This window comes from Saccharopolyspora shandongensis (assembly GCF_900106995.1).
GTDB classification, from domain to species: domain Bacteria; phylum Actinomycetota; class Actinomycetes; order Mycobacteriales; family Pseudonocardiaceae; genus Saccharopolyspora; species Saccharopolyspora shandongensis.
Map to the genome: position 1 here is coordinate 126,759 of NZ_FNOK01000010.1, position 25,373 is coordinate 152,131.

The 25,373-nt window shown below is 68.4% G+C and carries 15 protein-coding genes; 9 read left to right on the forward strand and 6 right to left on the reverse strand.

Translation table 11 applies throughout. The annotated features are described in order from the left end of the window. Nucleotides 1-15 precede the first annotated feature (15 nt). A complete protein-coding gene (locus tag BLW84_RS13435; RefSeq protein WP_218157311.1) occupies nt 16-1,293 on the forward strand; it encodes a hypothetical protein in 1,278 nt (425 codons plus the stop codon). Nucleotides 1,294-1,349: 56 nt separating this feature from the next. Here BLW84_RS13435 and BLW84_RS13440 read toward each other — a convergent pair whose 3' ends face one another. From BLW84_RS13440 to BLW84_RS13465, 6 genes are all read right to left on the reverse strand, one after another. After that, nucleotides 1,350-2,552: an ATP-grasp domain-containing protein gene (locus BLW84_RS13440; RefSeq protein WP_093265414.1), complete on the reverse strand. Its 1,203-nt coding sequence runs from the start codon at nt 2,550-2,552 to the stop codon at nt 1,350-1,352. A gap of 49 nt (nt 2,553-2,601) precedes the next feature. Further along, a complete protein-coding gene (locus BLW84_RS13445) occupies nt 2,602-3,822 on the reverse strand; it encodes a cytochrome P450 (protein WP_093265415.1) in 1,221 nt (406 codons plus the stop codon). After that, nucleotides 3,819-5,588, reverse strand: a complete 1,770-nt coding sequence (locus tag BLW84_RS13450) for a non-ribosomal peptide synthetase (RefSeq protein ID WP_093265417.1) — start codon at nt 5,586-5,588, stop codon at nt 3,819-3,821. The genes BLW84_RS13445 and BLW84_RS13450 overlap by 4 nt, the downstream gene beginning before the upstream one ends. A 39-nt stretch (nt 5,589-5,627) precedes the next feature. Then, entirely contained in the window at nt 5,628-6,887 is a 1,260-nt protein-coding gene (gene ectB / locus BLW84_RS13455; RefSeq protein WP_093265418.1) for a diaminobutyrate--2-oxoglutarate transaminase, read from the reverse strand. Nucleotides 6,888-6,929: 42 nt separating this feature from the next. Beyond that, complete coding sequence (locus tag BLW84_RS13460) at nt 6,930-7,829, reverse strand: cupin-like domain-containing protein (RefSeq protein ID WP_177226442.1); 900 nt, start codon at nt 7,827-7,829, stop codon at nt 6,930-6,932. A gap of 155 nt (nt 7,830-7,984) precedes the next feature. Then, the gene (locus BLW84_RS13465; protein ID WP_093265421.1) at nt 7,985-9,001 is read right to left on the reverse strand and encodes a ketoacyl-ACP synthase III family protein; all 1,017 of its coding nucleotides are present in this window, start codon (nt 8,999-9,001) and stop codon (nt 7,985-7,987) included. A 350-nt stretch (nt 9,002-9,351) separates the two neighbouring features. Between BLW84_RS13465 and BLW84_RS13470 the strand changes: the two genes are divergently transcribed. From BLW84_RS13470 to BLW84_RS13500, 8 genes are all read left to right on the forward strand, one after another. Continuing rightward, the gene (locus BLW84_RS13470) at nt 9,352-9,564 is read left to right on the forward strand and encodes an MbtH family protein (RefSeq protein ID WP_093265423.1); all 213 of its coding nucleotides are present in this window, start codon (nt 9,352-9,354) and stop codon (nt 9,562-9,564) included. 349 nt (nt 9,565-9,913) lie between these two features. Then, entirely contained in the window at nt 9,914-10,069 is a 156-nt protein-coding gene (locus BLW84_RS47425; protein ID WP_177226443.1) for a hypothetical protein, read from the forward strand. Nucleotides 10,070-10,159: 90 nt separating this feature from the next. Beyond that, on the forward strand, nt 10,160-11,785 hold the full coding sequence (locus tag BLW84_RS13475) for a DUF885 family protein (RefSeq protein ID WP_177226444.1): 1,626 nt from the start codon (nt 10,160-10,162) through the stop codon (nt 11,783-11,785). Beyond that, nucleotides 11,782-13,092 (forward strand): MFS transporter, encoded by a 1,311-nt coding sequence (locus BLW84_RS13480; protein WP_093265426.1) that lies wholly within the window; start codon nt 11,782-11,784, stop codon nt 13,090-13,092. The genes BLW84_RS13475 and BLW84_RS13480 overlap by 4 nt, the downstream gene beginning before the upstream one ends. Beyond that, the gene (locus tag BLW84_RS13485; RefSeq protein ID WP_093265427.1) at nt 13,089-13,931 is read left to right on the forward strand and encodes a formylglycine-generating enzyme family protein; all 843 of its coding nucleotides are present in this window, start codon (nt 13,089-13,091) and stop codon (nt 13,929-13,931) included. Before BLW84_RS13480 ends, BLW84_RS13485 begins: the two co-directional genes overlap by 4 nt. A gap of 401 nt (nt 13,932-14,332) precedes the next feature. Next, nucleotides 14,333-17,341, forward strand: a complete 3,009-nt coding sequence (locus BLW84_RS13490) for a M14 family metallopeptidase (protein ID WP_218157312.1) — start codon at nt 14,333-14,335, stop codon at nt 17,339-17,341. A gap of 14 nt (nt 17,342-17,355) precedes the next feature. Next, on the forward strand, nt 17,356-18,555 hold the full coding sequence (locus BLW84_RS13495) for a cytochrome P450 (RefSeq protein WP_143060939.1): 1,200 nt from the start codon (nt 17,356-17,358) through the stop codon (nt 18,553-18,555). A 179-nt stretch (nt 18,556-18,734) separates the two neighbouring features. Next, nucleotides 18,735-25,373: a non-ribosomal peptide synthetase gene (locus tag BLW84_RS13500; protein ID WP_093265430.1), complete on the forward strand. Its 6,639-nt coding sequence runs from the start codon at nt 18,735-18,737 to the stop codon at nt 25,371-25,373.

The window sequence follows — 25,373 nt, forward strand, 5'->3', positions numbered from 1 at the left end:
CGAGAACTCGAGTTCGTGATCGCCGGAAATGCGCGAATTGTGGCACCTCGGATCGGAACACGGGTGAACAAGGAGCGTCGGAGAGATAGGGTCTCGGTTACGTACATCCGATCTGCAGCAGAGCAGGGGGCAAGATGGCGGACGAGGATCTCCCGGTGGTGGGCGGCCATGACGCGTGATCGCGAACCTCTCATGTCGGCCGAATGCGCATCGTCGGGTCGAATCCTCGAGATCGCCTGCGACGAATCCGGTTACGAGGGAGACAAGCTCATCGGCACGACGACCGATGTGTTCGCGCACGCCAGCGTGCAGTTGAGCGGCGAAGCCGCCGAGGACTGCATCCGGGAACTGCGCGGCAGAATTGGTTCGCCGGCGACGGAATACAAGGCGAACCACATACTCCGGGAGAAAAGCCGCCCGGCCCTCGAATGGCTGTTCGGGCCGTCGGGCCCGCTGCGGGGCACCGCGAAGGTGCAGCTGATCGACAAGGCGTTCTTCGTCGTCGGCAAGGTCCTGGACCTGCTCGTCGAGCGGGTGGGTCACCCGGCGAGCATCGGGCTGCACCAGGACCGGCAAGCGAAGGCCACGGCGGTCACCCTGTATCGAGATGGCCGGCGCGCGTTCAGCCGCGAGCAGTGGGGCAAATTCCTGGTGTCGGCCAACAACCTGATGCGGGTCAAGAGTCGTGGTGACGTGCGAGTCCTGGTCGACGCGTTCTTCCACTCGGTCGGGGCACTGCGCCTGGCCGGGGCGCCGGAGCGCGTCGAGGAGACTCTGGCGCGGCTCGTCCAGGCCCGGCCGCAGGCGGATGCTCTCCGTGCGCACTTCCTTGACGATCCGCGGCGGATCCCGGTGGCCGATCCCCTGGTGCCGGCCATCGTTGAGGCCATCGACCACTGGAGCGGCGGCGGCAGCACCGTCCGCGTGGTGCATGATCAGCAGAATTCGCTGTCCGGGGAGCGCATCGCGCAGATCAAGGAGATCTTCGGTCACCCGGACCCGACGCTGCTCGGTTACGTGCCGACCGGCAGCTTGGCCGACCTGGCCCTCGTCGATTCGCTCTCGGACCCGCGGGTTCAGGTCGCCGACTTCCTCGCGGGCGTGGCGCGGAAGATCGCGTCGGACGAACTCAACAACCGGGGCACCCCAGAGCTCACGGCGCTGTTGCGCCCATACGTGAATCCGCACTCGGTCTGGGGCGACGACCGCAGCTGGGCTCTGCTGAAGCCCGCGTCGAGCTTCCGGCTCGCCGAGGACGGCCCCGGGTTGGTGCCGCGAGAACGAAGCCGCTGATCTCTGGTAGGGCGGGGGAGGAGCGGCCGCCCGGTGCTCCGGTCGTGGGCGGGTGGCTATTCGTACCGTGGCGCCAGCACCTGATCGATGTTCTGCACGAATGCCGCCAACTCGTCGTGAGTGCGCACGGTTCCGCGGCAGGTGTAGATCCGCTCCTGGAAGCCGCGCCGCCAATCGACCGCCGACTGCGTGGGCATCAGCAGTTCGAGCTGGTCCACTTCGGGCAGTGCGCGGGCCGTTGCCAGCCCTGGCAGTTCGACCAGCCGGCGCGCCTCCATCGGCGGGAGTCCGAAGTAGTGGTATACGACGCCGTCGCACGGGCCGACCTTGGTCGACAGGTCGCGGCCGAGCGCGATCTCCGCGGCGAGCTGGATCAGGTCGATGCCGTGGCCGCGGTGGAACAGGTCGTGGATCGGATGCCCGAGCCGGCCGTTGACCTCGATGATCCGCGGGCCTCCGGCGGTCAACATCAGCTCGGTGTGGCAGATCGAATCACCCACTTCCAGCGCGGTGAGGGCGCGGCCGGTCAGGTCCAGCGCGGCGTCCTGGGCGGAGTCAGGCAGGCGGGCGGGCAGGTAGCTGCCCTGCTCACGGAACGGCGGCGACAACGCCAACTTCCCGGTGATGCCGAGGTGGTGGATCTGCCCACCGCGGACAACGCTCTCCACCGACACGTAGCTGCCCCATGGCGGTTCCACCCGGTCGCCGAACAGGCGTGTCTCCAACACGAATCCGTCGTCCGGGGCGCACCCCTGCGGTTCGATCGACTTCGCCACGACATCGAAGAGTTCTGCCGGTGAATCGATGGGATACGTGTGCGTGCCGCCGAAACCCCGGTTCGGTTTGAGGACGCCCGGCAGCGGCACGATCTCGGCGGCGTGCTCGGCCGACTCGCGATCCACGACGAGAGCGGTCGCGATGTGGTCCACGCCGTGCTCGTTGAGGATCGTGCGCTGCGAGTACTTCCTGGTGAGGTCGTGCGCCACCGCCGTGGTGTGGAACGGCAGCCCGAGGCCGGCCGCGAGCTCGGCCGTCGCCTCCAGCTGGAAGTCGCTGAACGTCATGATGCCGCGTGGCCCGAAATCCGCGAGGTCGCCGGGCGAGGCGACCACCGCCAGGTCTGCGAGCAGGTCGGCGACCTGCCGGTTGTGGTCGGATTCGGGCAGCACGAACACCGGTTCGACCAGGTCGGCCAGGCTCGTCAGGATCTCCAACGGAGTCGCCGCGCCGACGTCGTAGACGATCGCAACCCGCTCCACATGTCCTCCCTTTCGGTGCTGTTCCAACGAAATCCGCGGCGCGGGCGGGTCAGGCAGCGCTGACCTTCAACGGCAGCCGGGTCATGCCGAGGATGAAGTTCGAGCGCAACCGCTGCGGCTCGCCGGCCGGCTCGAAGCGCACGCGATCGGCGACGATCCGGTCGAACAGCAGGGAGAGCTCGGCCGCGGCGATCGGCGCCCCGATGCACCGGTGGATGCCGGCGCCGTAGGACAGATGGCGGTTGGGCGTCCGGCCGATGTCGAACACGTCCGCGTCCGGGAACTGCGCCTCGTCCCGGTTGGCCGACACGTTCCAAAGTGTCACCGAGTCTCCCGCTCGGATGAGCACGTCGCCGCGCCGCACATCGGCCTTGGCGACCCGCTGCACGTAGGCGTTGGTCGAGCTCCACCGCAGCATCTCCTCGATCGCGTCCTTGGTCAGCTCGGGCGCGGACAACAACCGGTCGTACTGCTCCGGGTGTTCGACGAGGGCGAGCATTCCGGTGCACGCGGTGTAGGATGAGGTCTCGTTGCCGCCCACCGCGACGTTCATGCAGTTGTAGAAGATCTCCTCCTCAGACAGCCGCCGGCCGTTGATCTCCGCACCCAGCAGGATGCTCACCAGGTCCGCGCCCGGCTTCGAGCGGCGCTCGTCGACCAGGTCGGCGAAGAACTCGAAGATCTCCGCCTGGAGCCAGGCCAGCCGCAGCCGGGCGTCCTCGCCGATGTCGACGAACGTCTCGTCGCGGAAGCCGATCATCCGCCGCGTCAGTCCGATGAGGTGGTGGGCGTCCTGCCGGCCGATGCCCATGACCACCATCAGGGCGCCCGCGGGCAGTTCGGTGGCCAGTTCGGTGGCGAAGTCGCAGCCGCCGTCGGCGATGGCCCGATCCACCGCGGCGTTCACCAGCTCGCGCACCTGATCGGCGACGCGCGCCGTCACGGCCGCCGACATCGCGGGGTGGATCTGCTGCTTGAGCAGGCGGTGCCGCGGCACATCCGTGGCGACGAGCATCTTCCCGCCCGCCGTGTCCGCTTCGCTGCGGAACGAACCGCCGAGGATCGCGCCGTGCTCGGAACCGAACACCGCGTGGTTGCCGTAGGCCCACAGCACGTCGTCGTAGCGGGTGAGCGCCCAGAACCGGCCGCCTTCGGCGGATTCGTTGCGGTAGATGGGTTCGTGGGCCCGGAGGTGCTCGAATGCGGCGAGGTGCTCGCCGCGGACGAACATGTCGACGTCGGTCAGGTCGATCTCCAACCGCATGCTCATGACCGGTCCGCGAGGGTTTTCGCCTCGTCGATCAACGACGCGATGTGGCCGAGCACCGGATTGCGCAGGATGGCCTTGTGGTCCAACGTGATCCCCAGGTCGCGTTTGATCTTGGTGTTCAACCGGAAGGCCATCAGCGAATGCCCTCCGAGCTGGAAGAAGTCGTCGTCGCGGCCGACGTTCTCGACGGCCAGCAAGCCGGCCCACATCTCGGCCAGGTAGCGCTCGGTGTCGGTGGCCGGGGCGGCGTAGTTCTCGCGGCGGGAACGGAGCTGATCCAACTCCTCGTGCAGGGCGTCGAGATCGCGCTTGCCGTTCTCGTTGGCGGGGATGGCGGGAAGCACGACGAACTCGCTCGGCACCAGGTAGTCAGGCAGTTCCGCTTCGGCGTACTGGCGCAGCTTCTTGATGGTCACGGCGTCGTTGAGCACCACGAAGGCGACCAGGCTGCGATCGGAATCCTCGCCGGTCGCCAGCACGACGGCGTCGTGGACGTCGGAATGGCGGCGCAGGTTGCGCTCCACGTCGCCGGGTTCGACCCGGTAGCCCCTGATCTTGACCTGGTCATCGGCTCGGCCGACGAACTCCAGTACGCCATCGGGCCGTTCTCGCACGAGGTCTCCGGTGCGGTAGAGCGTGCCGGAATCGCCGAACGGGTCGGGCAGGAATCGCTCGACGGTGAGGTCGGGGCGGTCCAGGTAGCCGCGCGCCACGCCCGGCCCACCGACGTGGAGCTCGCCCACCTCACCGGCCGGCACCGGCTGCCCGCCCGGGTCGAGCACGTAGGTGCTGACCCCGTGCAGGGCGCGCCCGATCGGGATGGAGTCCCCGGCCAGGTCGGCCTCGCCGACGAGATGAGCGGTGCAGGCGGTGGTGATCTCGGCCGGGCCGTACAGGTTGTACAGCTCGCCGTCGAACTTGCCGCCCAGCAGATCCCGGCAGGCGGACGGGAGGATGACGTCGCCGCCGGCCTGCAGGATGCGCAGCGCGGCGAAGGCATCCCGGTCCTCCCACACCACGTGGTTGAGCACCATCGTCGGCACCAGCATCGCGGTGATCCGCCTGCGCTTGAGCTCTCGCTGGAAGTCCGCGGCGAGCAGGTCGGGAACCGGCGGCAGCACCACCATCTCCGCGCCGCTGGCCAGGGTCGTCCACATCTCGAAGTGGAAGGCGTCGAAGGACAAGCTGGAGATCTGCCCGGTGCGGTCGCCGGGACGCAGGGCGGGCAGACTCGGGTTGGTCGCGAACGACACGATGTTGCGGTGTTCCAGCACGATGGCCTTGGGCTCGCCCGAAGAGCCCGAGGTGAACAACACGCTGGCCGCGTCGTTGGGCCCGGCAGGCCCGTCCTGGGCGCAAGCGTCGTCGGTCGCCTCCTCCAGCGTGACGATGTCCGCGTCGACCTCGCCGAGCCGGTCGCGCCAGTCCGGCCGGGTGATCACGGTCTTCGCGCCGCTGGCCCGCAGCATCAGGTCACGCCGCGCATCGGGGTAGCGGCTGTCGACGGCGACGTAGGCGGCACCGGCGCGGAGGATGCCCAGGATCGCCACCACGACGTCGACCGACCTGTCGATGTAGAGGCCGACCCGGTCTCCCAGCTGAACACCGCGGCTTCGCAGCAGCCCGGCGACTGCCCGGGATCGTCGATCCAGCTCCGCGTAGGTTATCGACAGCTCGTCGTCGCTGGCGGCCGGCAGATCGGGGTAGCGCTCCGTCGAGCGCAACAGGAGGTCGACGAGCGTCGTGGTCTGGGGCGGATTGGTCAAGGCATCTCCATCAGGTCGTGAGTCAGGCGGCGGGACGGTTCACCGGCCGCCGACGAGCGCGGACTTCACCGACTCCGCGATGATTTCCAGCCCTTCATCGACTTCGGCGTCGGTGAGCGTGAGCGGCGGCAGCAGTTTCACCACTTCGCCGCCGGGGCCCGAGGTCTCCAGCAGCAGGCCTCTTTCGAACGCGGCGGCGCAGACCTGGCCGGCGAGTTCGCCGCCGCTGAACTCCAGCCCGCGAGCCAGGCCGCGGCCCTTGGCCACCAGACCCGCCTCGGGGAAGCGCTCGACGACGTTCTGCAGGCCGATTCCGACGCGCTCGCCCTTGGCCCGGGTGGACTTCTCCAACTCGTCGTCGCTCCAGTAGACGCGCAGCGCCTCGGCGGCGGTCACGAACGCGGGGCTGACACCGCGGAAGGTGCCGTTGTGCTCACCCGGCTCCCACACGTCCAGCTCCGGCTTGATCAACGTGAGCGCCATCGGAAGCCCGTAGCCGCCAATGGATTTCGACAGGCAGACGAGGTCCGGTTCGATGCCGGCGTCCTCGAAGCTGAAGAACGGCCCGGTGCGCCCGCAGCCCATCTGCACGTCGTCGACGATCACCAGGATGCCGTGCGACCGGCACAGCTCTTGGAGCCCGCGCAACCATTCCGCGCTGGCGGCGTTGATCCCGCCCTCGCCCTGCACGGTCTCCACGATCACGGCGGCCGGCTCGTCGAGGCCGCTGCCAGGGTCGTCCAGCAGCCGCTCGAAGTAGCCCAGGTAGGGAAACGAGTCGTCGAAGTAGCGGTCGAAGGGCATCGGAGTGGCGTGCACCAGCGGAACCCCGGCACCCCTGCGGTGCAGGGAGTTGCCGGTCGCCGACAACGCGCCGAGCGTCATGCCGTGGAATCCGTTGGTGAAGTGGACGACCTGCTTCCTGCCGGTCACCTTGCGCGCCAGCTTCAGCGCCGCCTCCACCGCGTTCGTCCCGCCCGGCCCGGGGAAGACCACCCGGTACGACAACTCGCGCGGTGCGAAGATCTTCTCTTCCAGCGTCACCAGCAGATCCCGCTTGGCGGCGGTGAACATGTCCAGCGCGTGGGTCACCCCGTCCCGCGCGAGGTAGTCGATCAGCGCCTGCTTGAGGACGGGGTTGTTGTGCCCGTAGTTCAGGGCGCCCGCGCCGGCGAAGAAGTCCAGGTACGGCCTTCCGTCCTCGGCGTAGATCCGGCTGCCCGACGCCCGGTCGAACACCACCGGCCAGCCGCGGCAGTAGCTGCGCACCTCGGATTCGAGTTGTTCGAAGATGCTCATGTCGTCATCCGTTTGACCCGTGTCCGCTGTCTTCGTCGCTGCTCAAGAGATGTAGGTGAAGTAGGACTTGAGGGCCGGCATCAGCACCCGATGCGGAATCCGCGCCCAGAGGCCGAGCGCGAACAGCAGGTTGTAGCGCAGGTTCTGGAGCGGCATGCCGTGGCGGACCGCGGTCAGGCCGCGGCGCGAGCTCAGGCGGTCGTGCCAGTCGATGTTGAACGACACCGACGCGGTCAACGAGGTGACCTTGTGCAGGGTGCCCGGGGGCATGTAGAACAGGTCGCCCGCCTCCACCACGCAGGTCCGGATCCGGGCACCGCGGAATCGTGGGAACCGCTCGAAGTCGGGCGCATCCGGATCGACCGGCGACCACCGCCAGTTGTAGGTGTAGCAGAGGTCGCGGTCGGCGGCGTCGATCAGGACCCACCGCTTGCTGCCGTGGATCTGGAAGAAGAGGTTGTGGGTGAGCAGCGTGTCGAAGTGCAGGGGCGTCAACGCGCGCGAGGGGCCGACGAAGAACTGGGTGAACGCCCACCACTCGTCCCGGAAGAACTCGGGTAAGAACTCGGCCGGAAATGGCTGCAAGTCGCGTCGCAGCTCCGGAATCAGCGACAGCAGGGGGATGTCGTGCAGGTACGCGGGCGGCTGAGCGGCGTCCTGCTCGGCGGGCGTCTTCTGCTCCCATTCGGTCACCGCCTGGCAGTAGTCCGCCAGGCGCGCCGTGGCGGTGCGGCCCTCGGACACCAAGCCGGTCTTCAGCCGCACCTCCAGGTCCGGGGCCAGTTCTGCGAGGTGTTCCACCGACCAGCGCGACGCGGCGGGGAAGTCGGCGATCGCCCCTTTCATCAGGACGGGTTTCTTGTTCGCGTACTCGGCGTAGAACTCCGCGGGAGACAGCTGCGGGCGGACGTCGACGGGCGAGAACGGGGCCGTGGTTGTCATGCTCCTCCTGTTCGGCTTTGCATCAGCGGAGTTGACCGCGAGGACAGCGTGGATCGCCGGCTCGGTGCTGCGGTGGTGAGCGCTCGGCGAACGCGCTCGGTGCGGCCAGGACCGCAGCGGGTCCGCCGCGGCGCGTTCCAGCGCCGGGGGCGGAGTCAGTCCTGCCCATCGGCTGACCATTCCGGCTCGTCGACGATGTCCACGACCGCACAGCCGTGGCTGAAACCGACACCGTTGCCGCACAGGGCGACCCGGTCACCGACGTGCACCGCACCGGTCTCCAGCAGATGCGTCAGGCCGGCGAACTGATCGGCCGTGCCGGTGTGCCCGACCGTCCGGCCCCAATCCCAGGTCGTTCTCGACTCCTCGATGCCGAATTCCTTGCGGAACTCCTGGTCGACCATCATGCGGCCCACGTTCGCGAACACCCACCGGTTGATCTCGGCGCTGAGCACTCCCGCTTCCGCCAGCGCGGTGGCGACGCTCTCCCGCTGCAGCGCGGACGCGGAGGCCAACATCGGTTGCAGCCGTCGGCGTTGTTCCGCGAGGAACTCCTGCCGGTTCGCGTAGTTCTGCGGGCCGTCGAGGACCACGTCGCTGAACCGCCCGTCCCCGAGGACCACTGTGGAAAGGATTCTGGCCACGCCGCTGCCTCGCGAGAGGACCAAGGCGGCGGCACCGTCGGCGTCCAGGTTCCCCGGATCGGAGCGGTAGCGCTCGGCGCCCGGCAACTGGTGCTTGTCGCTCGTGGCGATCAAGGCCGACCACCCCGCGGGTGCGGCGGAAAGGTACGCGGCGGCGAGTTCCAGAGCGGCGAGCCCACCGTTGCAGGTCTGCCGCACTTCTAGCGCGCTGGCCGTGCCCACGCCGACGGCCTTGCCCTGGAGGTAGGACGCGGGCACGATGCCGTCCGGCCCACCGGGCGTGGAGCTGACGTAGACGACCAGCTTGATGGCGGCGGAGTCCACGCCGGATCTCGACAACGCCCGCCGTGCCGCGTCGACTGCCAGGTCCAAGGCGAGTTCGTCGTCCTTCGCCACGCACACGGACTCGTAGGCGTGCGCTGCGCAGTAGTCGGGGTCGTACCGCCCGTCCGCCACGGCGGTCGCGGTGTCCTCCCTGCGGCCCAACGCAACGGCACCGGCCTTGACGTGAATATCGCTCCACCGCATGGGTAGGTCTCCTGTGGGACGAATGGTCTAAGAGTGTTAACTCTTATTAGTAGAATTTGTTGGTGAGCACGGGCGAACGTGCAGTGCTTCATTGGAAACCGTTGGTGTGGAACTGGTGTCGCGTTCAAAGATCTGCTGCGCCTTTTGCAGTATGGTGCGCGGCGGCGGCCGACCAAGCGACTGTATAGCACATTTCTAGGCGTCGGCGAGCACTTGACGTCCTATCACGGCGCGGCTATGTTTTCGTGATCAACCGACAGTCGACTTTGGTCAAAAGCAGTAGTCGATAGTGGACCCCGCGGCGGTTTGTCCGATTAGATTGCCGGCGGGTACCTGGGGAGGTAACTGCGATGTTTGATGATGAAACCATCGACTACTTCGTCGTGGTCAACGACGAAGAGCAGTACTCGATCTGGCCTGCCCGTCGTGACTTGCCGACGGGCTGGCGAGCCATCGAACCGGCGCGGTCCCGGGAGGAGTGCCTGAACCACATCGAACAGGTCTGGACCGACATGCGTCCGAAAAGCGTGCGCGAAGCGATGGAACGGCAGTCGGTCCAGTAGTCCTACCTGGTCTTTTCCTAATTTTTCATGCCGTCCTGCTTCTTTCGCGAATCCGGCTCGCGCGGGTGGATCGCTCCATTCGGCGTCGTGCCCGCGGAGGGCGGGCCCCTGGCCTGGTCCGCGAGGTGCCCTCACGGGAGCTGCAGCGGCTCCGGGTCAAGGGCGGCGCGAGGTTGTCGTGGCGGCAATGCGAAACCCCCTTGACGTTGGAGGGGCACTCGTGAACAGCGCATCGCACACACGACACCTGCCCATCCGATAAGGGTGAAATGCCGACCCACGTATACATCAGCAGAGTACTTTTAAAGATGGTTTTTAGTTTGGCCGTCCGGTCTCACTCGGAGGAAGAATGATTCTGTCGCAGCTCGTAGATGCGGATGAACTGAACTCCCTCTCGCCCGAGGAATTGCGGGAGATGCTCGCCAAGTTGGACGACGACGTGGTCTATGGGGAGGAGGAGGACTCCGCTTCGGCCGACGCGACACCCGGCGGAGAAGAGTCCTAGGCCAGGTCCGGTCCCTGTTCGGCGGTGTGAAAGCGGGGCTCTTGTTTGTCAACTCTGTCAACTCAACCGGACGGTGCCGCGACGGCGTCGGTGTCCGATGTTGTGGAATACGTCTTCGAGCACTACCCGCACATCGCCAGACGGGTCGGGCGGCATGAGTTCGACGGTTGCCTCCCGGCTCTCGACGGGCGTTCGGCGACCGATCTCGATCACCTGCGAGCGGCCGCGACGAGCCGGCTCGGTTCGCTTCCGGAACAAGCGGATCCCGAGGTCCGCGCCGACCTGGGCGCGGCCTTGGGAATCTTGGCGGACGAGCGCTTCCGGGTGGCCGGACTCGGCCGCGTCCACCTCGGTCCGCTGGAGGTGCTCGCGGAGACGAACGTCTCGGTCTACCTGAGGAATCCGCACACGCCGCTCGCCGAGCGGCTGGCCGCTGTCGAGGGGCACCTGGTGCGGCTCCCCGATTTCCTGGAACGTGCGGCCAGAACGCTGCCGACCAGGCTGCCGGCGGGAGAACGCCTGAGCGGTGTGGAGCAGGCGCGGGCGCAGGCCGTCAACCTTCGCGACATCGCGGGCCGGCTGGCCCTGGACCACCCCGAGCTCGCGGGGGAGGGACTCGCGGCCGCGGCTTCGGCCGCGGCCGCGGCCTGCGAGGACTTCGCCGGGGCCGTGGCGAAGACGGCGCCGGCCAAGGCGTTGTTCGGGCCGGAGGTACTCGCCGAATTCCTGCAAGCTGCGGAGGGGATCGAGCATCCGGTCGACGATCTCCTGGCGGAGGCGAGCGCCGAAGTCGACGCGATCGCCTCGGCGCTGGACTCGGCCGCCGCGAAACTCGGCGTCGGGCAGCGGCCGGAGGCCTACGCGCTCATGGCCGACCAGGTTTCCGATGGGTCGGTGCTGGAATCCCTGAACTCGACAATGCAGCGGATGAAGGACTTCTGGGTGCGGCAGGACATCGTCTCCGTGGAGACGGTGAATCCCCTCGAAGTCCGACGCGCACCGCAGCTTGCCGGGGCCGCCCGGGTCGAGTTCAGCATTTCCGCCCCGCTGGACGAGGTCAGGCAACCGCACATCCTCTACGTCCCGGAACCGCCCGAATCGGCCGCGCACGGGGCGAGCCTGCGGCGGGAGTACCTGAACGACCCGATGCTCGAGGTGATCGCGGTCCACGAAGCCTTCGTGGGCCATTACGTGCAGGTAGAAGCGTCCTCCCGCGGACCGAGCATGATCCGCACCTGCATCCCGTGGTTCCCCGGATTCACCGAGGGCTGGGCGCACTACGTCGAGGAACTCGCGATCGAGCGGGGGCTCGCCGAGGGCCGACCACTCGTCGAGGTCGCCCAGCTGAAGTCCGCGCTGGAGGCGGCCACGCGGCTGCTCGTCTTCCTGTCGGTCCACATAGGACGGTGGACGCTGGCTGAAGCCGCGGAACGGGCCGCCGCGCTGTGCGACTGGTCGCCGGAGCGAGCGGCGCGAGAGGTCCTGATCGTGGCGGCAGACGCCACCGGGGCCATGTACACCCTGGGCAAACTGCGCATCCGTGAATGGAGAAAGAGGATCGAAGTGGGGACGAGCAGGTGGGAACTCCGGAATTTCCACGATCGCCTGCTGCACTGCGGTAGCGCCCCGCTGTCCGCGGCGTGGCAGTACTACCTCGACGGGCAGCACGACCCGCGATCCGCATCGGTTTCGTCGAATACGAGGTTCACGTCGTGACGAACGGCACCAGCGAGAACGCGCTGATGGCCCGCTCCAGAACCAACTTCCTGAAGATCTGGATAGGCACGGGAACCAGCCAACTCGGCTCCCAGATCTCACTGCTGGCGATTCCGACGCTGGCCATCCTGGTCTACCACGCGACGCCCTTCGAGGCGAGCGTCGTCGGAGCGCTCGAAGTCGTCCCGTTCACCCTGTTCTCCCTCTTGGCGGGGCCGTTGGTGGACCGGCTTCCCCGGCGAGCCGTGCTCGTCGTGTGCGATGTCGCCAGATTCGCCGCGATCGCCACCCTGGCGGGGACCTACCTGGCCGGACTCCACCACATGTGGATCATCTACGCGGTCGCGTTCGTGGTCGGGACCTTCACCGTTTTCTTCGACATCACGTTCATGTCGTTCATTCCGCACGTCGTCGCCAAAGAGCACCTGCTGACCGCGAACTCGCGGCTCGGCGCGACGAATTCGGTCGCGCAGACGGCCGGGCCCAGCGTGGGCGGTCTGCTCATCGAGTTCCTCGGGCCCGCCCGGACGCTCGTGGTCGATGCGGTGTCCTACCTCGTCTCCGCGGCCGCCGTCGTCCTCGTGCGGGTCAAGGAACCGCGGCGGAACAACTCGACCCTCCGCATCGGCGTCCTGTTCGCGGAGATCCGCGAAGGCCTCGTGTACGTGCGGCGGAGCCCCGTGCTGGCCAGGGTCGCGCTCACCAATGCGATGTGCGACTTCGGCCAGGCCATCATCCAGTCCGTCTACCTGGTCTTCATCTACAACTCGCTGCACCTGCCGCCCGGCCAGGTGGGATTCGTGTTGGCGGTCACCGGTGTCTCGTTCGCGGTCGGGGCGATCCTGCTGCCGCGGGTGACGCGGTGGCTCGGATTCGGGCGCACCATGGCCTTCTCGGTGCTGCTGGGGATGGGGATCGAGCTGCTGACCCCGCTGGCGATGCTCGGCTTCGCCGTCGTGGTCCTGGTCGGGATCAACATCATCACCGGCGCCACCAACGCCTTCTACGACATCAACCAGCTCACCTACCGGCAGAAGCGCACGCCGGACGAACTCCAGGGCCGCGTGCACGCGACGATGCGGATGACGTTCCAGGGGCCGACGCCCTTCGGATACCTGCTCGGTGGCGCTCTCGCGACCTTCGTCGGCGTGGCGGCCACGATCTTCGTCGGAGCAGTCGTCTCGACCATCGGGGCGACCGCGCTGCTCACCGGAGCTGTACTACGCCTGCGGTCGATCGACGAGGTCGATCCCGATCCCGATCCGGGGAAACCCCTGTCATCCGCAACGACCAAGGAGGACCTGTGACGGAGCTGACGAGCGAGCAAGCGACGGCCGCGACCCTGGAAACCCATGAGTGGGTGACGATTCCGGCCGGACCCTTCCTGATGGGCTCGGATGAACGCAGGGCGGACGGGAAGCCGCTGGCCGCCTCGCCGGCGCACACGGTCGAGGTGGATGCTTTCCGGATCGCGCGTAAACCGGTGTCGGTGGCCGACTTCGCGCGTTTCGTGGCGGAGACTTCCTACGTGACCACTGCGGAGCGCTCAGGGAGCAGCTGGGTGTGGCTCGGTGGTGAGGACATCACGACGCCGGATCAGGACCACCTGTGGTTCGACCTCAAGGGCGCGTCGTGGCGGCACCCGCACGGTCCTGAGTCGGACATCGCCGACAAGGACGATCATCCCGTGACGCACGTCAGCCACCACGATTGCCTCGCGTACTGCGAGTGGTCCGGCACCCGCCTGCCCAACGAGGCCGAATGGGAGAAGGCGGCTCGCGGGACGGATGGCAGGTTGTACCCGTGGGGCGACGAGCCGCCCACGACGTCGAGCTGCAACCACACCATGCACGTCGGGGACACCTCGCCCATCGGCAAGTTTCCCGACGCGGCCGGACCGCACGGCGTGGAGGACATCGCCGGCAACGTCTGGGAATGGATGTCCAACGGGTGGCACCGGTATCCCTTCGACGAGAACAAGAATCAGCGCATCACGACCAAGCTCGGCAAGTTCGACCTGAAAGTCGTTCGAGGTGGCTCCTTCTACAACAACTGCGACCCGCGCGGAGTTCTCTCCTGGGTCCGCGTCTACTCGCATCCCGACTACAGCTCCTACGACATCGGTTTCCGCGTGTGCGCGCCGTGATGCGGAAGCGGAGCCGTTCGGCTCCCGCCGGGACGCGGTGGATGGCCGATGAGCGAGACGGCAGCGGATCGCATTCCTGATCGACCGTTCTCGCGATCGGTGTTGCTGGAAAGGGATTCTCGCCCCCGCCGGGTGGAACCAGTGCTGGGGTGGAATCAGACCTCGTGCGCACCACCGATTTCCAAAGACCAGTCCTGAGAACTGCTTCGAGATTGATTTCCGCAGAAATGCGGGCAGCGAAAACTCTCGACAGCGGAATCCCGGCATCATGAATGCCGAGTCGCCAGGTCGAGGTCGTCCGTGCGGCGAATCTCGGCGAGGTGGGCGCAGTTCCGAATCCCGTACCGCAGGCGGTTGACGCCCAATGATTGAACAGACCCTGGTTCCGAAAGGGGCAGACCTTGTCGCGAAGCGCATCCCTGATCAGCGCGCTGATTCTGGGGCTGGCGGTCGCGGTTCCCGCGATCCCGGCGCAATCAGTGGAATCGTCGGCGGGTCAGGCGGTCGAGCTGTACGGACTCGATGCGCCGCGCGGCACCGGTGGAAAGCTCCGGGAACTCGGCTTGGACGTCATCCGGTCCGAAGCGGCGGGTGATGCGGAGCGCGTCGAGCTGACGGCGACGAGGTCCGACCTCGACGTGGTGGCGAACCTCGGCCTCGAAGCCGAACCTGTCCGGGATCCGCAGGGGCGGACGCAGGCCGTGGCGGCGGGAGCTCAGGCGGCGTCCGGCTACCAGGTCTGGCGGTCGTACTCGGAACCGGGGGGCATCGCCGATCAGCTCACCGAGATCGCTCAGCGCAACCCGGATCTCGTCAAACTCGTGAGCATCGGAAAATCCGTGCAGGGAAGGGACATCCTGGCGGTGAAGGTGACGGCGGGGGCCCGCGCCCTGCCGGACGGGAGCAGGCCGGCCGTCCTGTACTCGGCCACCCAGCACGCCCGCGAGTGGATTTCCACCGAGGTCGACATGCGGCTGCTGAAGCGCGTGGTCGGGGACCGGCAGGCGTTCGCCGAGCTGCTGAACAGCACAGAGCTGTGGTTCGTCCCGGTGATGAACCCCGACGGCTACGACTTCACTTTCACCGAGGGAAACCGGTTGTGGCGCAAGAACCTGCGGGACAACGACGGCGACGGGAAGATCACCAACGCCGACGGCGTCGACCTCAACCGGAACTTCGCCACCAACTTCGGCTACGACGACGAGGGGTCGTCGCGGCCGCCCGGCAGCCAGCGGTACCGAGGCACCGGGCCGAACAGCGAGCCGGAGACCCGTGCGATGGACGGCTTGCTGAGCAGGATCAAGTTCAGGTTCCAGATCAACTACCACTCCTACGCCGGGATGCTGCTCCGCCCGGCGCGTTGGCAGATCGCCACCAAGACCGCCGATGACCCGGTCTACTCGGCGCTCGCCGGGGACTACGCCAACCCGGCGGTGCCGGGCTTCGATCCCGATGCCTCCACCGACACCAACAACGGTGAGACGGTCGACCACGCCCACGGCGCGTACGGCACGATCGCCTGGACCGCGGAGCTCGAAGAGGGCTGCGACGGTTGTGGCTTCGTGTTCCCGGACGACGACCGCCTGGTGCAGGAGGAGTTCGAGAAGAACCTCCCCTTCGCGCTCGATCTCGCGAAGTCGGCCCCGGACCCGGCCAACCCCGTGAGCCACCTGGGAAACGAGGCACCCGACTTCGTCGTGGACGGCTTCGACGTGAGCTACGGAACGGACCAGGAAGTCCAGGTCGATGCCAAGCGTGAACTCGGCCCGGTCCAACTCCACTACGAGATCAACAAGGGTCCGGACATCTCGGTGCCCACCGAGGAGTGGGCGGGCGGAGAGCGCTACGGCAAGGGCTACGACACGTACTTCCACCGGATGCGCGGAAAGGTGACCGGCGCGAAGCCCGGCGACGAGGTGACGGTGTGGTTCATCGCGCAGAGCGGGCGGAGCGAGGAGTTCACCTACACCGTCGCCGATGACATCGGCGGCGACGTGCTCGTCCTGGCCGCGGAGGACGTCACCGGCACCGATCCGGACCAGCAGGGTGACAAGGCCAAGTACGCCGGCGATTATGTCGCGGCGCTGGAACGGGCCGGATACTCCGCCGACGTCTACGACATGGACGCGCGTGGCCGGAACGCGCCGCACCCGCTCGGCGTGCTCAGCCATTACAAGGCGGTGATCTGGGAAACCGGCGACGACGTCGTCCCGCGCGACAAGGGGCAGCAACCCGGGACCATTTCGCGCGCCGGTGTGCGGACCGAGCTGGCGGTGCGGGACTACCTGAACGAGGGCGGAAAGCTGCTGCACACCGGCAAGAACCCCTCGTACGCCCAGAACAACGACGGTGCGTTCACCTACCAACCGCATCCTGAACTCGGTGAGTGCGTCGCACCGGACGAGCCGCAGTGCATCCCGGTGTTCAACGACTTCCAGCAGTACTACCTGGGCGCCTACCTCTTCTTCGACAACGGCGGCACCGACCCGGGCAAGGCGAAGCCCTACGCCCTCGCGGGGCGCGGTGGCGGGTTCGACGGCTTCGCGGCCACCCTTCGGCCCAGCCACACCGCCGCCTACCTGGCCACATCGCAGTTCCTGCCGCCCGAGCAGTTCCCGCAGTTCGCCGGCTCCGCGCAGCTCGGATGGGACGGTCCGGGACCGACGGATCCGCACTCCGGCACGTCGCAGGTGTACAGCGGCCCCACCGACGGCGCCTGGACGCGGTTGACCAGGACCATCGACCTGACCGGCAAGTCGTCCGGGGAACTGTCGTTCTGGGTGTCGATGAAAACCGAGGCGGATTTCGACTACTTCGCCGTCGAAGCGCGCACGGTCGGCCAGGACGATTGGACGACGCTGCCGGACAAGGGCGGGCACACCGTCCAGTCGACCGGCGGAAGCTGCCCGGGCGGCTGGCGGTCGATCCACCCGTTCGTCCAGCACTACCAGGGAGCGAACTGCGAGCCGACCGGCTCGTCGGGGGCCTGGCACGCGGCGACCGGTGACTCCGGCGGCTGGCAGGAGTGGAAGCTCGACCTGAGCGCCTACGCGGGCAAGCAGGTGGAGATCTCGCTGTCCAGCATCGGCGACGACGGCATTCCGGTGGCGGGCGTCTTCCTCGATGACGTCCGGGTCACCCTCGACGGGACGACCGCAGCGGAGACGTCGTTCGAGGACGGACTCGGTGGCTGGACCATCGGCGGCCCGCCGGCGGGCAGCCCGCCGATGGTGAACAACTGGGAACGCCGCGACCGCGGAATCACCGCGGGTGCCGGGATCACCACCGAGGACACCGTCTACATCGGATTCGGAGCAGAAAGCCTGACCACCCCGCAGATGCGCGCCGACCTGGTGCGGCGGTCGATGGCGCACCTGTTGGGCGGCACCCAGCGGCAGTGGCCGAACTGAAAGGGACAGCGATAGTGACCACCCGAACGGCAGAATGGACGAATCCTCCTGCTGAGCAGGATGAACTCCTCACCTGGTTCCGCGACATGTGCGAGCGCGATCCCGTCCAGCGCGCCCCGCAGAGCGGTGAATGGCACGTGTTCGGATACGCCGAAGCGGTGGAGGTGCTGTCCAACCACGTCGATTTCTCGAATTCCGTGACGGACGTGCCGGAGAGCTCCGCGCTGAAGCTCTTCGGCACCGGCAACCTCTCGTGGATGGACCCGCCGCGACACCGGCAACTGCGCGCGCTCGTCAACCAGGTGTTCACGCCGCGGTTCGTCAACGAGTTGGCGCCGACGATCAACGCCGTCGCGACGAAGTTCCTGGCAGAACTCCGGGCGAAGAACTCGGTCCCGTTCGTGGACGCCTACGTGTTCCCCGTGATGTCGACCGTGATCGCTGAAATGGTGGGGATTCCGAGCGGTGAGCGCAAGCTGTTCGGGCACTGGTTGCGGGTGCTGCTGTCCATCACCGCACCGTCCGAGGAGGAGAACAAGGTGGCGATCTTCGCCACCTTGACCCGGGAGATGAACCGGGTCCTCCACGAGCAGATCGAAGACCGGCGTCCGAATCCCCGCAACGACCTCCTCACGAAGCTGGTCGAGTCCGAAATAGACGGTGCGGCTCCGACGGACGACGAGATCGCCGGCCTCACCGCGCTGTTGCTCGCCACCGGCGAAGGCGGTGGTACCCAGACGCTGGCCAACGCGATCATCTGCTTGGACCAGCACCCGGCGGCCGCGGATCGGCTGCGCGCCGACTCCAGCCTGCTCGACAACGCGATCGAGGAGACCATGCGGTACCGCAGCCAGGCGACGCGAATCGCCCGGCTGACCACCAAGCCGGTCACCGTCGGGCGGCACGAAATCCCTGCGGGGCAGAAGGTTTCGGTGTGGCTCACCGCCGCCAACCGCGATCCGCGGCAGTTCTCGGATCCCGACACCTTCGACATCGAACGCTCGCCGAACCCGCATCTCGCGCTGGGCAACGGAATCCACTACTGCCTGGGGGCCTCCCTGGCCCGCCTGGAAGTCAAGATCGCGCTCGAACATTTCCTTCGTGCGACCAAGGAGTTCTCGATAGACTACGCGAAGAGCCAGATTCTGGATCCCCGCTTGATCTGCGGCGCGAAGGAGATCGCGCTGAAGGTGGTCTGGGCGGATCAGGGGTGAATTCCAACAGTTCCAACAGTTCCGACGGTGCGGTGTCGTCCGGGTGATCGAGGCGGAAACGGGAAACCTGCCTGTTCACGGCGCGAACTCCGGCGCGCGGCGGTGGGTGTGGCAGGGCAGGGGCATCGCGCGGACGCCCGCGGCGAGCCCTCAATCGGAGTCGGAAGGCAGGACAGGACATGTTCGGTGACCTCTACGCCCGGCTGCGGGCACACGCCGACGAAGACCCGTCTCGCGTCGCGCTGACGTTCGTCCCCGCGTACCTGGATGACGGGCGCGTTCAGCTGACCTACGGCGAGCTCGTCGAGCGATCCCGGCAGCTGGCCGAGGTGCTCGCCGGCCGGCTCCAGCCCGGGGAGCGCGCGCTGCTCCTCTTCCCGACCGCGCCCGAGTTCGCCGTGTCGTTCCTGGGCTGCCTGGCAGCGGGTGTGATCGCGGTTCCGGTGCCGATTCCGGTGGACGAGTCCGCGCAGCGGCGGGTGCTGAAGGTGGCGGAGGATTGCCAGGTCTCCGCGATCGTCTCGATGTCCTTGGTGCACGATCTAGCGGCTGCCGGTACACCGGAGATCCGGCAGTTGTGCGACTCCTACGACTGGATCCTGGCCGACGCCGTCGGTGAAGCCGCCGACGGGGCGCGGCGATCCCGTCGTCTTCCGGCGATTTCCGCTGAGGACACCGCGTTCCTGCAGTACACGTCGGGCTCGACCAGGTCGCCGCGCGGCGTGGTGGTGTCGCACGGTGGCCTGATGTGCAACGAGGCGGCGATCAGGGAATCCTTCGGAGTCACCCGGGACTCCACGATCGTGAGCTGGTTGCCGCTGCACCACGACATGGGACTGATCGGCGGCCTGTTGCAGCCGCTGTACACCGGCGCGCGCGGTGTCATCCTCGATCCGTCGTCGTTCGTGCGCCGACCGGCGAGCTGGCTGGAAGCGATTTCCGCGGAGAACGCGGACATCAGCGGTGGCCCCAACTTCGCCTACGACCTGTGCACCCGCAAGGTCGACCCGGCGGAGATGGCCGGCTTGGACCTGTCGAGCTGGCGAGTCGCGTTCAACGGGGCGGCCCAGGTGTTCCCCCGCACGATGCGATCGTTCAGCGAGAAGTTCCGCGACGCCGGATTCCGGCCGGAGTCGCACAAACCGTGTTACGGGCTGGCCGAAGCGACCCTTCTCGTGACCAGCACCGAGACGTCGGAACCGAGCAGGAGCAGGCACTTCTCCGTCGATTCGCTGGAGTCCGGCGTCGCCAGGGAAGCCGGCGCGGCCGAAACCGGCGTTCGCGAACTCGTCTCCTACCCGTTGCCGTCGCACGCCGTGGTGAGCGTGGTCGACCCTGCCACGCTCCAGCCGGTCGACGACGGCCACATGGGTGAGATCTTGGTGGCGGGCGGCAGCAACGGCGCCGGTTACTGGGGCGATCCGGACGGCACCGCCGCGACCTTCGGCGCGGTCGTGGCGGGCGAGGACGCTGGGCCGTTCGTGCGGACCGGCGATCTCGGATTCGTCCACGGCGGCGAGCTCTACATCGAGGGCCGGAGCAAGGACCTCATCGTGCACCGCGGCCGCAACCTGCACCCCGAGGACCTGGAAGCCGACATATCGTCGTGCGACCGGAACGTGCGACCGGGCTGCGGTGCGGTCTTCGGCGTGCGCCACGACGGGGACGAAGCCGTGGTCGTGTGTCAGGAGGTCCGCGAGCACACGCCGTCGGAACGCTATCCCGAGATCGTGGAGCAGATCCGCGCGACCCTCACGCGGATCCACGGCGTTGCGGCGCGCACGGTCGTCCTGGTCCCGCCGCGAACCGTCACCAAGACTTCGAGCGGGAAGGTCCAGCGGCACGCGGCGAAGCAGCGGTTCCTCGCCGATGAGCTGCCCGCGCTGTTCTCGGACACGCTCGCCCCGGCGGCGCAGAGCCAGACGGACCTGGCCGTCCGGCTGGCGGCGGGCGAGCGCCCGTTCGCCGAGGCCGACGTCCCCGCCAGGGTCGAGATGCTGACCCGAGCGCTCTGCGAGCACCTGCACGAGGTCCTGCGCCTGCCTGCCGAGCCGCGGGGCGACGAGTCGTTGGCTTCCCTGGGCGCGGACTCGATGATGGCGGTCCAGTTGCAGTACGCGGTCGAGGAAGCCCTCGGAGTCGTGTTGCTCCCGAGCCTGACGCTGCGAGCGGAGTCGATCGCCGATCTGGCGAGGGCGGCCGTCGGCTCCCGCGTTCCGGCCGCGACGACGGTTTCACCGCCGTCTGACGACGGCGCGGAGTACGAGCTGAACGCGGCGCAGCGTGCGCTTTGGTTCCTGCACAGGGCGTTTCCCGACAGCAGCGACTACAACGTCACCCGAGCCTTCCGCATCACCGGAGAGCTGGACGTGGCGGCGCTCTCCGACGCGCTCGACGCCGTTGTCCGGTGCCATCCCAGCCTGCGACTCGCGGTGGTGCCCGTCGACGGCGAACCCCGGGGAATCGTTCGGCGGCGGAACATCCGAGCGGACGTCGTCGACGCCCGGTCTTGGAGCGACGACGAGGCGTCGGAATGGTATCGAGAGTTCGCCACGAAGCCGTTCGAACTCGAAAACGGCCCGTTGCTGCGCGCCGCGGTGCTGCGCCGGTCCGGGGACTGGCTCCTGGTGCTTTCGCTGCACCACATCGTGTGCGATGTGTCGTCCCTGTCCATCATCGTCGAGCAGCTCGCCCAGGCGTACGCGGACGGCATCGCACCCTCCATTGTGGAGGGCGTTGCGTCACCCGCAGCACGGGAACGCGCGGTCCTCGACGAGCGGGGTGACGAGCTCGAAGTTCATTGGCGGGAGGAACTCGCGGGCGAGTTGCCGAAGCTCTCGCTTCCCCGCGCGGAGCCAGGTGAACCGGGCGAACGCGGCACGGGCGCGTCCGTTTCCTTCGAAGCGGACGCGGAACTGACCTCGTCGCTGGCGCGGTTCGCCCGGGAGTCGGGGCTGACCCTGCACAACGTCCTGCTCGCGGCCTTCCAGGTCCTGCTGCACCGCCTCACCGGCCAGCCCGACGTCCTGGTCGGGGTGCCCACGGCGGGTCGGGGGGACCGCCGGCTCGCGTCCTGGGTCGGTTACCTGGTCAACGTCGTGCCGGTCCGTTCGTCGTTCGCCCCGGCCCTCGGGTTCGACGAGTTCGCCCGGCGGACGCAGCGGCGGGTCCTCGACGCCCTGGACCACCGAGACCTGCCGTTGTCGCACATCACGAGGCTGGTGAACCCGGATCGCGAGAACGCGGCCGCGACGATCTTCCAGGCGATGTTCACGTACTACACGACCGCGTTGCCGGGCGGTGGATCCGCGGCCGCGGTCGTCATGGGCGATCCGGACGCGACCCTGTCCATGGGCGAGTGCGGCCTGCACAGCCACCCGGCCCCGGATTACACGACGCAGTCCGATGTGGGCCTCAACGTCGCGGTCCGGCACGACACCCTCGGCTTCCACCTCCAGTACGACCCGGAGCGGGTCACGCGTGGGCAGGTGGACCAGATCGTGGCGACGTTCCGCACGCTGCTCGCGGCGATCGGCGAACGGCCCCGGGACGCGGTGGACGAGCTCGCGCTGCTGACCTCTGACGAGGTCGACGCGCTCCTGGCGGCGAGCATCGGGCCGGAGGTCGCGCGTCCGGACAACTACCTGGATTCGTTCGAGCAGTGGGCCGACCGGTGCCCAGACGCCCTGGCCGCCGACGACGGGGCGGTGCGGCTGACCTACGCCGAACTGGACGAGCGCGCGAACCACGTGGCGGCACGCCTGCGCGAGCAGGGCGTCGGTGTCGACGCCAACGTCGTGGTGTGCGCAGAGCGATCGGTCGACTACCTCGTTGCGCTGGTCGGGATCCACAAGGCGGACGGGTGCTACGTGCCGATCAGTCCTCGCGAGGCGCCTCGGCGGGCGGCCGCGATGGTGGCCGCCACCGCTCCGGCCGCCGCCATCGCCAGCACGGCGGGCCGTGCGCTGCTGGCGGGTGCGCTCGACGCTTCGGGCAGGACCGACGCGCCGGACACGCTCGATCTCGCGGAACTGGCGGCCGGGAGGAGCGGGCAGCGACCGCCGCGAGCCTGCCCGGACCACGGCGCTTCGACGATCATCCACACCTCCGGCTCGACGGGAATCCCGAAAGCGGCCGTGTCGACCAACTACGGCGTCACCAACCACATGTGGCAGATGGTCGAGCACTTCGGCCTCGGCCCCGACGACTGCGTCGCGCAGACGGCGCCCGTGTCCTTCGACATCTCCGTCTGGCAGCTGCTGACGCCGCTGATGATCGGGGCGCGGGTCCGGATCGTTCCGGAGCCCGCTTCGCAATCGCCGGCCGGACTCCTCCGCGCGACGGTGGAGGGCGGGGTGACCATGCTCGAACTGGTCCCGTCCAACATCGTCGCACTGCTCGACGCGGGTCTCGCCGCTTCGCCCGGCGCGCTGCGCGTCATGCTGTCCACCGGAGAGGCGCTCACCGGCGACGTCCTCCGGCGATGGGTCCGGGAACTGCCGGAAATCCCGATGCACAACGCATACGGGCCCGCCGAGTGCACCGACGACGTCACGGCCGGCCTGTGCGCGGCCGGGCCGGACGCGCCGATGACCGTATCGGTCGGCCGACCGCTGGCGAACACGGCGGTGCTCATCCTGGACGACAACATGGTCCCGGTGCCCGCGGGCGTGGTCGGCGTGCTGCACGTCGGCGGGGGCGCGGTCGGGCGCGGGTACCGAGGAAATCCCCGGCGCACGGCGGAGATGTTCGTCCCCGACCCGTTCTCGGCGGTGCCGGGCGGGCGGCTCTACCGCACCGGTGATCTCGCCCGGGCCACGGCCGACGGCGACATCGAGTTCCTCGGTCGTGCCGATACCCAGATCAAGATCCGCGGTCAGCGGATCGAGGCCGGTGAGGTGGAAGCGGCGTTGCGCGACTGCGAGGGCGTGGTCGAGGCCGCCGTGAAGGTCCACCACGGGTCGACCGGTGCTTCCTTGGTGGGCTACGTCGGCACGGGCGCGGAAGGCGACGGCGAGCCGCGAGTGCTGGCGCCCGGCGAGGACGAGCGCCTCCGGCAGGCGCTCGCGGAGATGCTGCCCCGGCACATGATTCCCACGATCTTCGTGCAGGTCCCGCGGCTGCCCCGGTCCAAGAACGGCAAGGTCGACTACCCGGCGCTGCAATTCAGCGGCCCGCCCCGGGGCGACGACGACGAGCTCGGCGACATCGACGACCCGCTGTCGGCGGCGGTCCGGTCGATCTGGGCCACGCTGCTGGAGCGGGACGTGGTGGCGTGGCAGGACAGCTTCTTCCAACTCGGCGGGCATTCCCTGCTGGCCCTCACCATGATCGACCGGGTCGCCCAGACCCTCGACGTCGAGCTCGCGGTCGACGCGGTGTTCGCCCATCCGCGGCTGCGCGATTTCGTGACTGCCGTTCGGCGCGCGGATCCGGCGTCGCCGGGCGGCCGGCGAGTCGGCGTCGCACCTGCCGGCGCTCGGTTCCCGGCGCTTGCGAGCGCCGCCCAGCAGCGGTTCTGGTTCCTGCACGAAATGGATCCCGGGCAGCCCACCTACAACATGCCCGGCGTGCTGTGGATGCGCGGCGTGCTGGACGAGGACGCGCTGGACGCTGCCCTCCACGAGGTGCTGGCACGGCACCCGGTGCTGCTCGCGCGGTTCTCGGCGGAGGACGGGCCCCTGACGTGGACGCCCGGCTCGGCCGACGATTTCATGCTGGCCAGGCGCGATCTGCGCGGGCCGGTGGCGGAGTTCGGCGACGAGGTGTTCGACCGAATGGTGACCGACGACGCGAACGAGGTCGTGGACCTGCGGCGCGAGATCCCATTCCGGGCGCTGCTGGCCCGGCTCAGGCAGAAGGAATGGGCCCTGTGCGTCACGATCGACCACATCGCCTGCGACGGCTGGTCGTTGTCAGTGTTCCTGTCGGATCTGGCGGAGGGCTACAACCGGCGTGTTCGCGGGACGTCGTCGGCGGCACCCGAGATCGAGTACGGCTTCGCCGACTACTGCCACGAGGAGCAGGCGTGGCGGGAGAACCGTGACCGCGACTCGGTCGCGGCGCTGTGGCGCGGCGTCGCCGACGGGCCGGTGTCGCTGTCGCCCCTGCCGACGCGGGACGCGCCGGGGCACAGCCCGGGCGCCGGTCGGCACTCCCGCTGGATCGACGAGGACCTCGCCGGCGCGGTGCGAGAGCTGGCGGGGCGCAACGGAACGACTCCCTACCTGGTCTTCGCGACCGCACTGTCCACTTTGGTGCACAGTGGATCGGCCGAGCGCGAGTCGGTGCTGCTCGGCACGCTGATCGCGCAACGCGACCGGCCCGAGTGGCGGCGCGTCGTAGGCCCGCTGCTGAACGTCTCGGTCCTCGCGGTGGACCTGGCGCTCACCGACTCGGTCGCCGCTGCGCTCGGCCGGACCCGGGACGGCGCGCTGCGCGCCTACCGCTCCAGCCACATCCCGTTCCAGGAGCTCGTTCCGCTGTTCGCCCCGACACCCGGCGGCGACGGATCCCCGTTCGACGTCATGTTGGTGATGCAGCCGGCGGATGCGCCGGCCGAGTTCGACGGCCTGACCACCGAACTGACCGACGTCGACACCGGCTCCGTGCCGTATCCCCTGACGGTCGACATCGAGGAGCGAGACGGGCGCTACCGCGTGTCCTACCGGTACGCCACCGACAGGTACGACCCCGCCGACGTCGAGGAGCTGGCGGAGCGCCTGCACGCCTCGATCGCCGCGATCGCGGCCGACCCCGACCGGACGGTGGAAGAACTCCGTTCGCTGACCGCGGCGCCGCACGCCGAGAGGAGCTGA

Coding starts and splice junctions, on each gene's coding strand:
- BLW84_RS13445 (WP_093265415.1), bottom strand. CDS start 3,822: ATGAGCATGCGGTTGGAGATCGACCTGACCGACGTCGACATGTTCGTC.
- ectB (WP_093265418.1), bottom strand. CDS start 6,887: ATGAGCATCTTCGAACAACTCGAATCCGAGGTGCGCAGCTACTGCCGC.
- BLW84_RS13460 (WP_177226442.1), bottom strand. CDS start 7,829: ATGACAACCACGGCCCCGTTCTCGCCCGTCGACGTCCGCCCGCAGCTG.
- BLW84_RS13465 (WP_093265421.1), bottom strand. CDS start 9,001: ATGCGGTGGAGCGATATTCACGTCAAGGCCGGTGCCGTTGCGTTGGGC.
- BLW84_RS13470 (WP_093265423.1), top strand. CDS start 9,352: ATGTTTGATGATGAAACCATCGACTACTTCGTCGTGGTCAACGACGAA.
- BLW84_RS47425 (WP_177226443.1), top strand. CDS start 9,914: ATGATTCTGTCGCAGCTCGTAGATGCGGATGAACTGAACTCCCTCTCG.
- BLW84_RS13500 (WP_093265430.1), top strand. CDS start 18,735: ATGTTCGGTGACCTCTACGCCCGGCTGCGGGCACACGCCGACGAAGAC.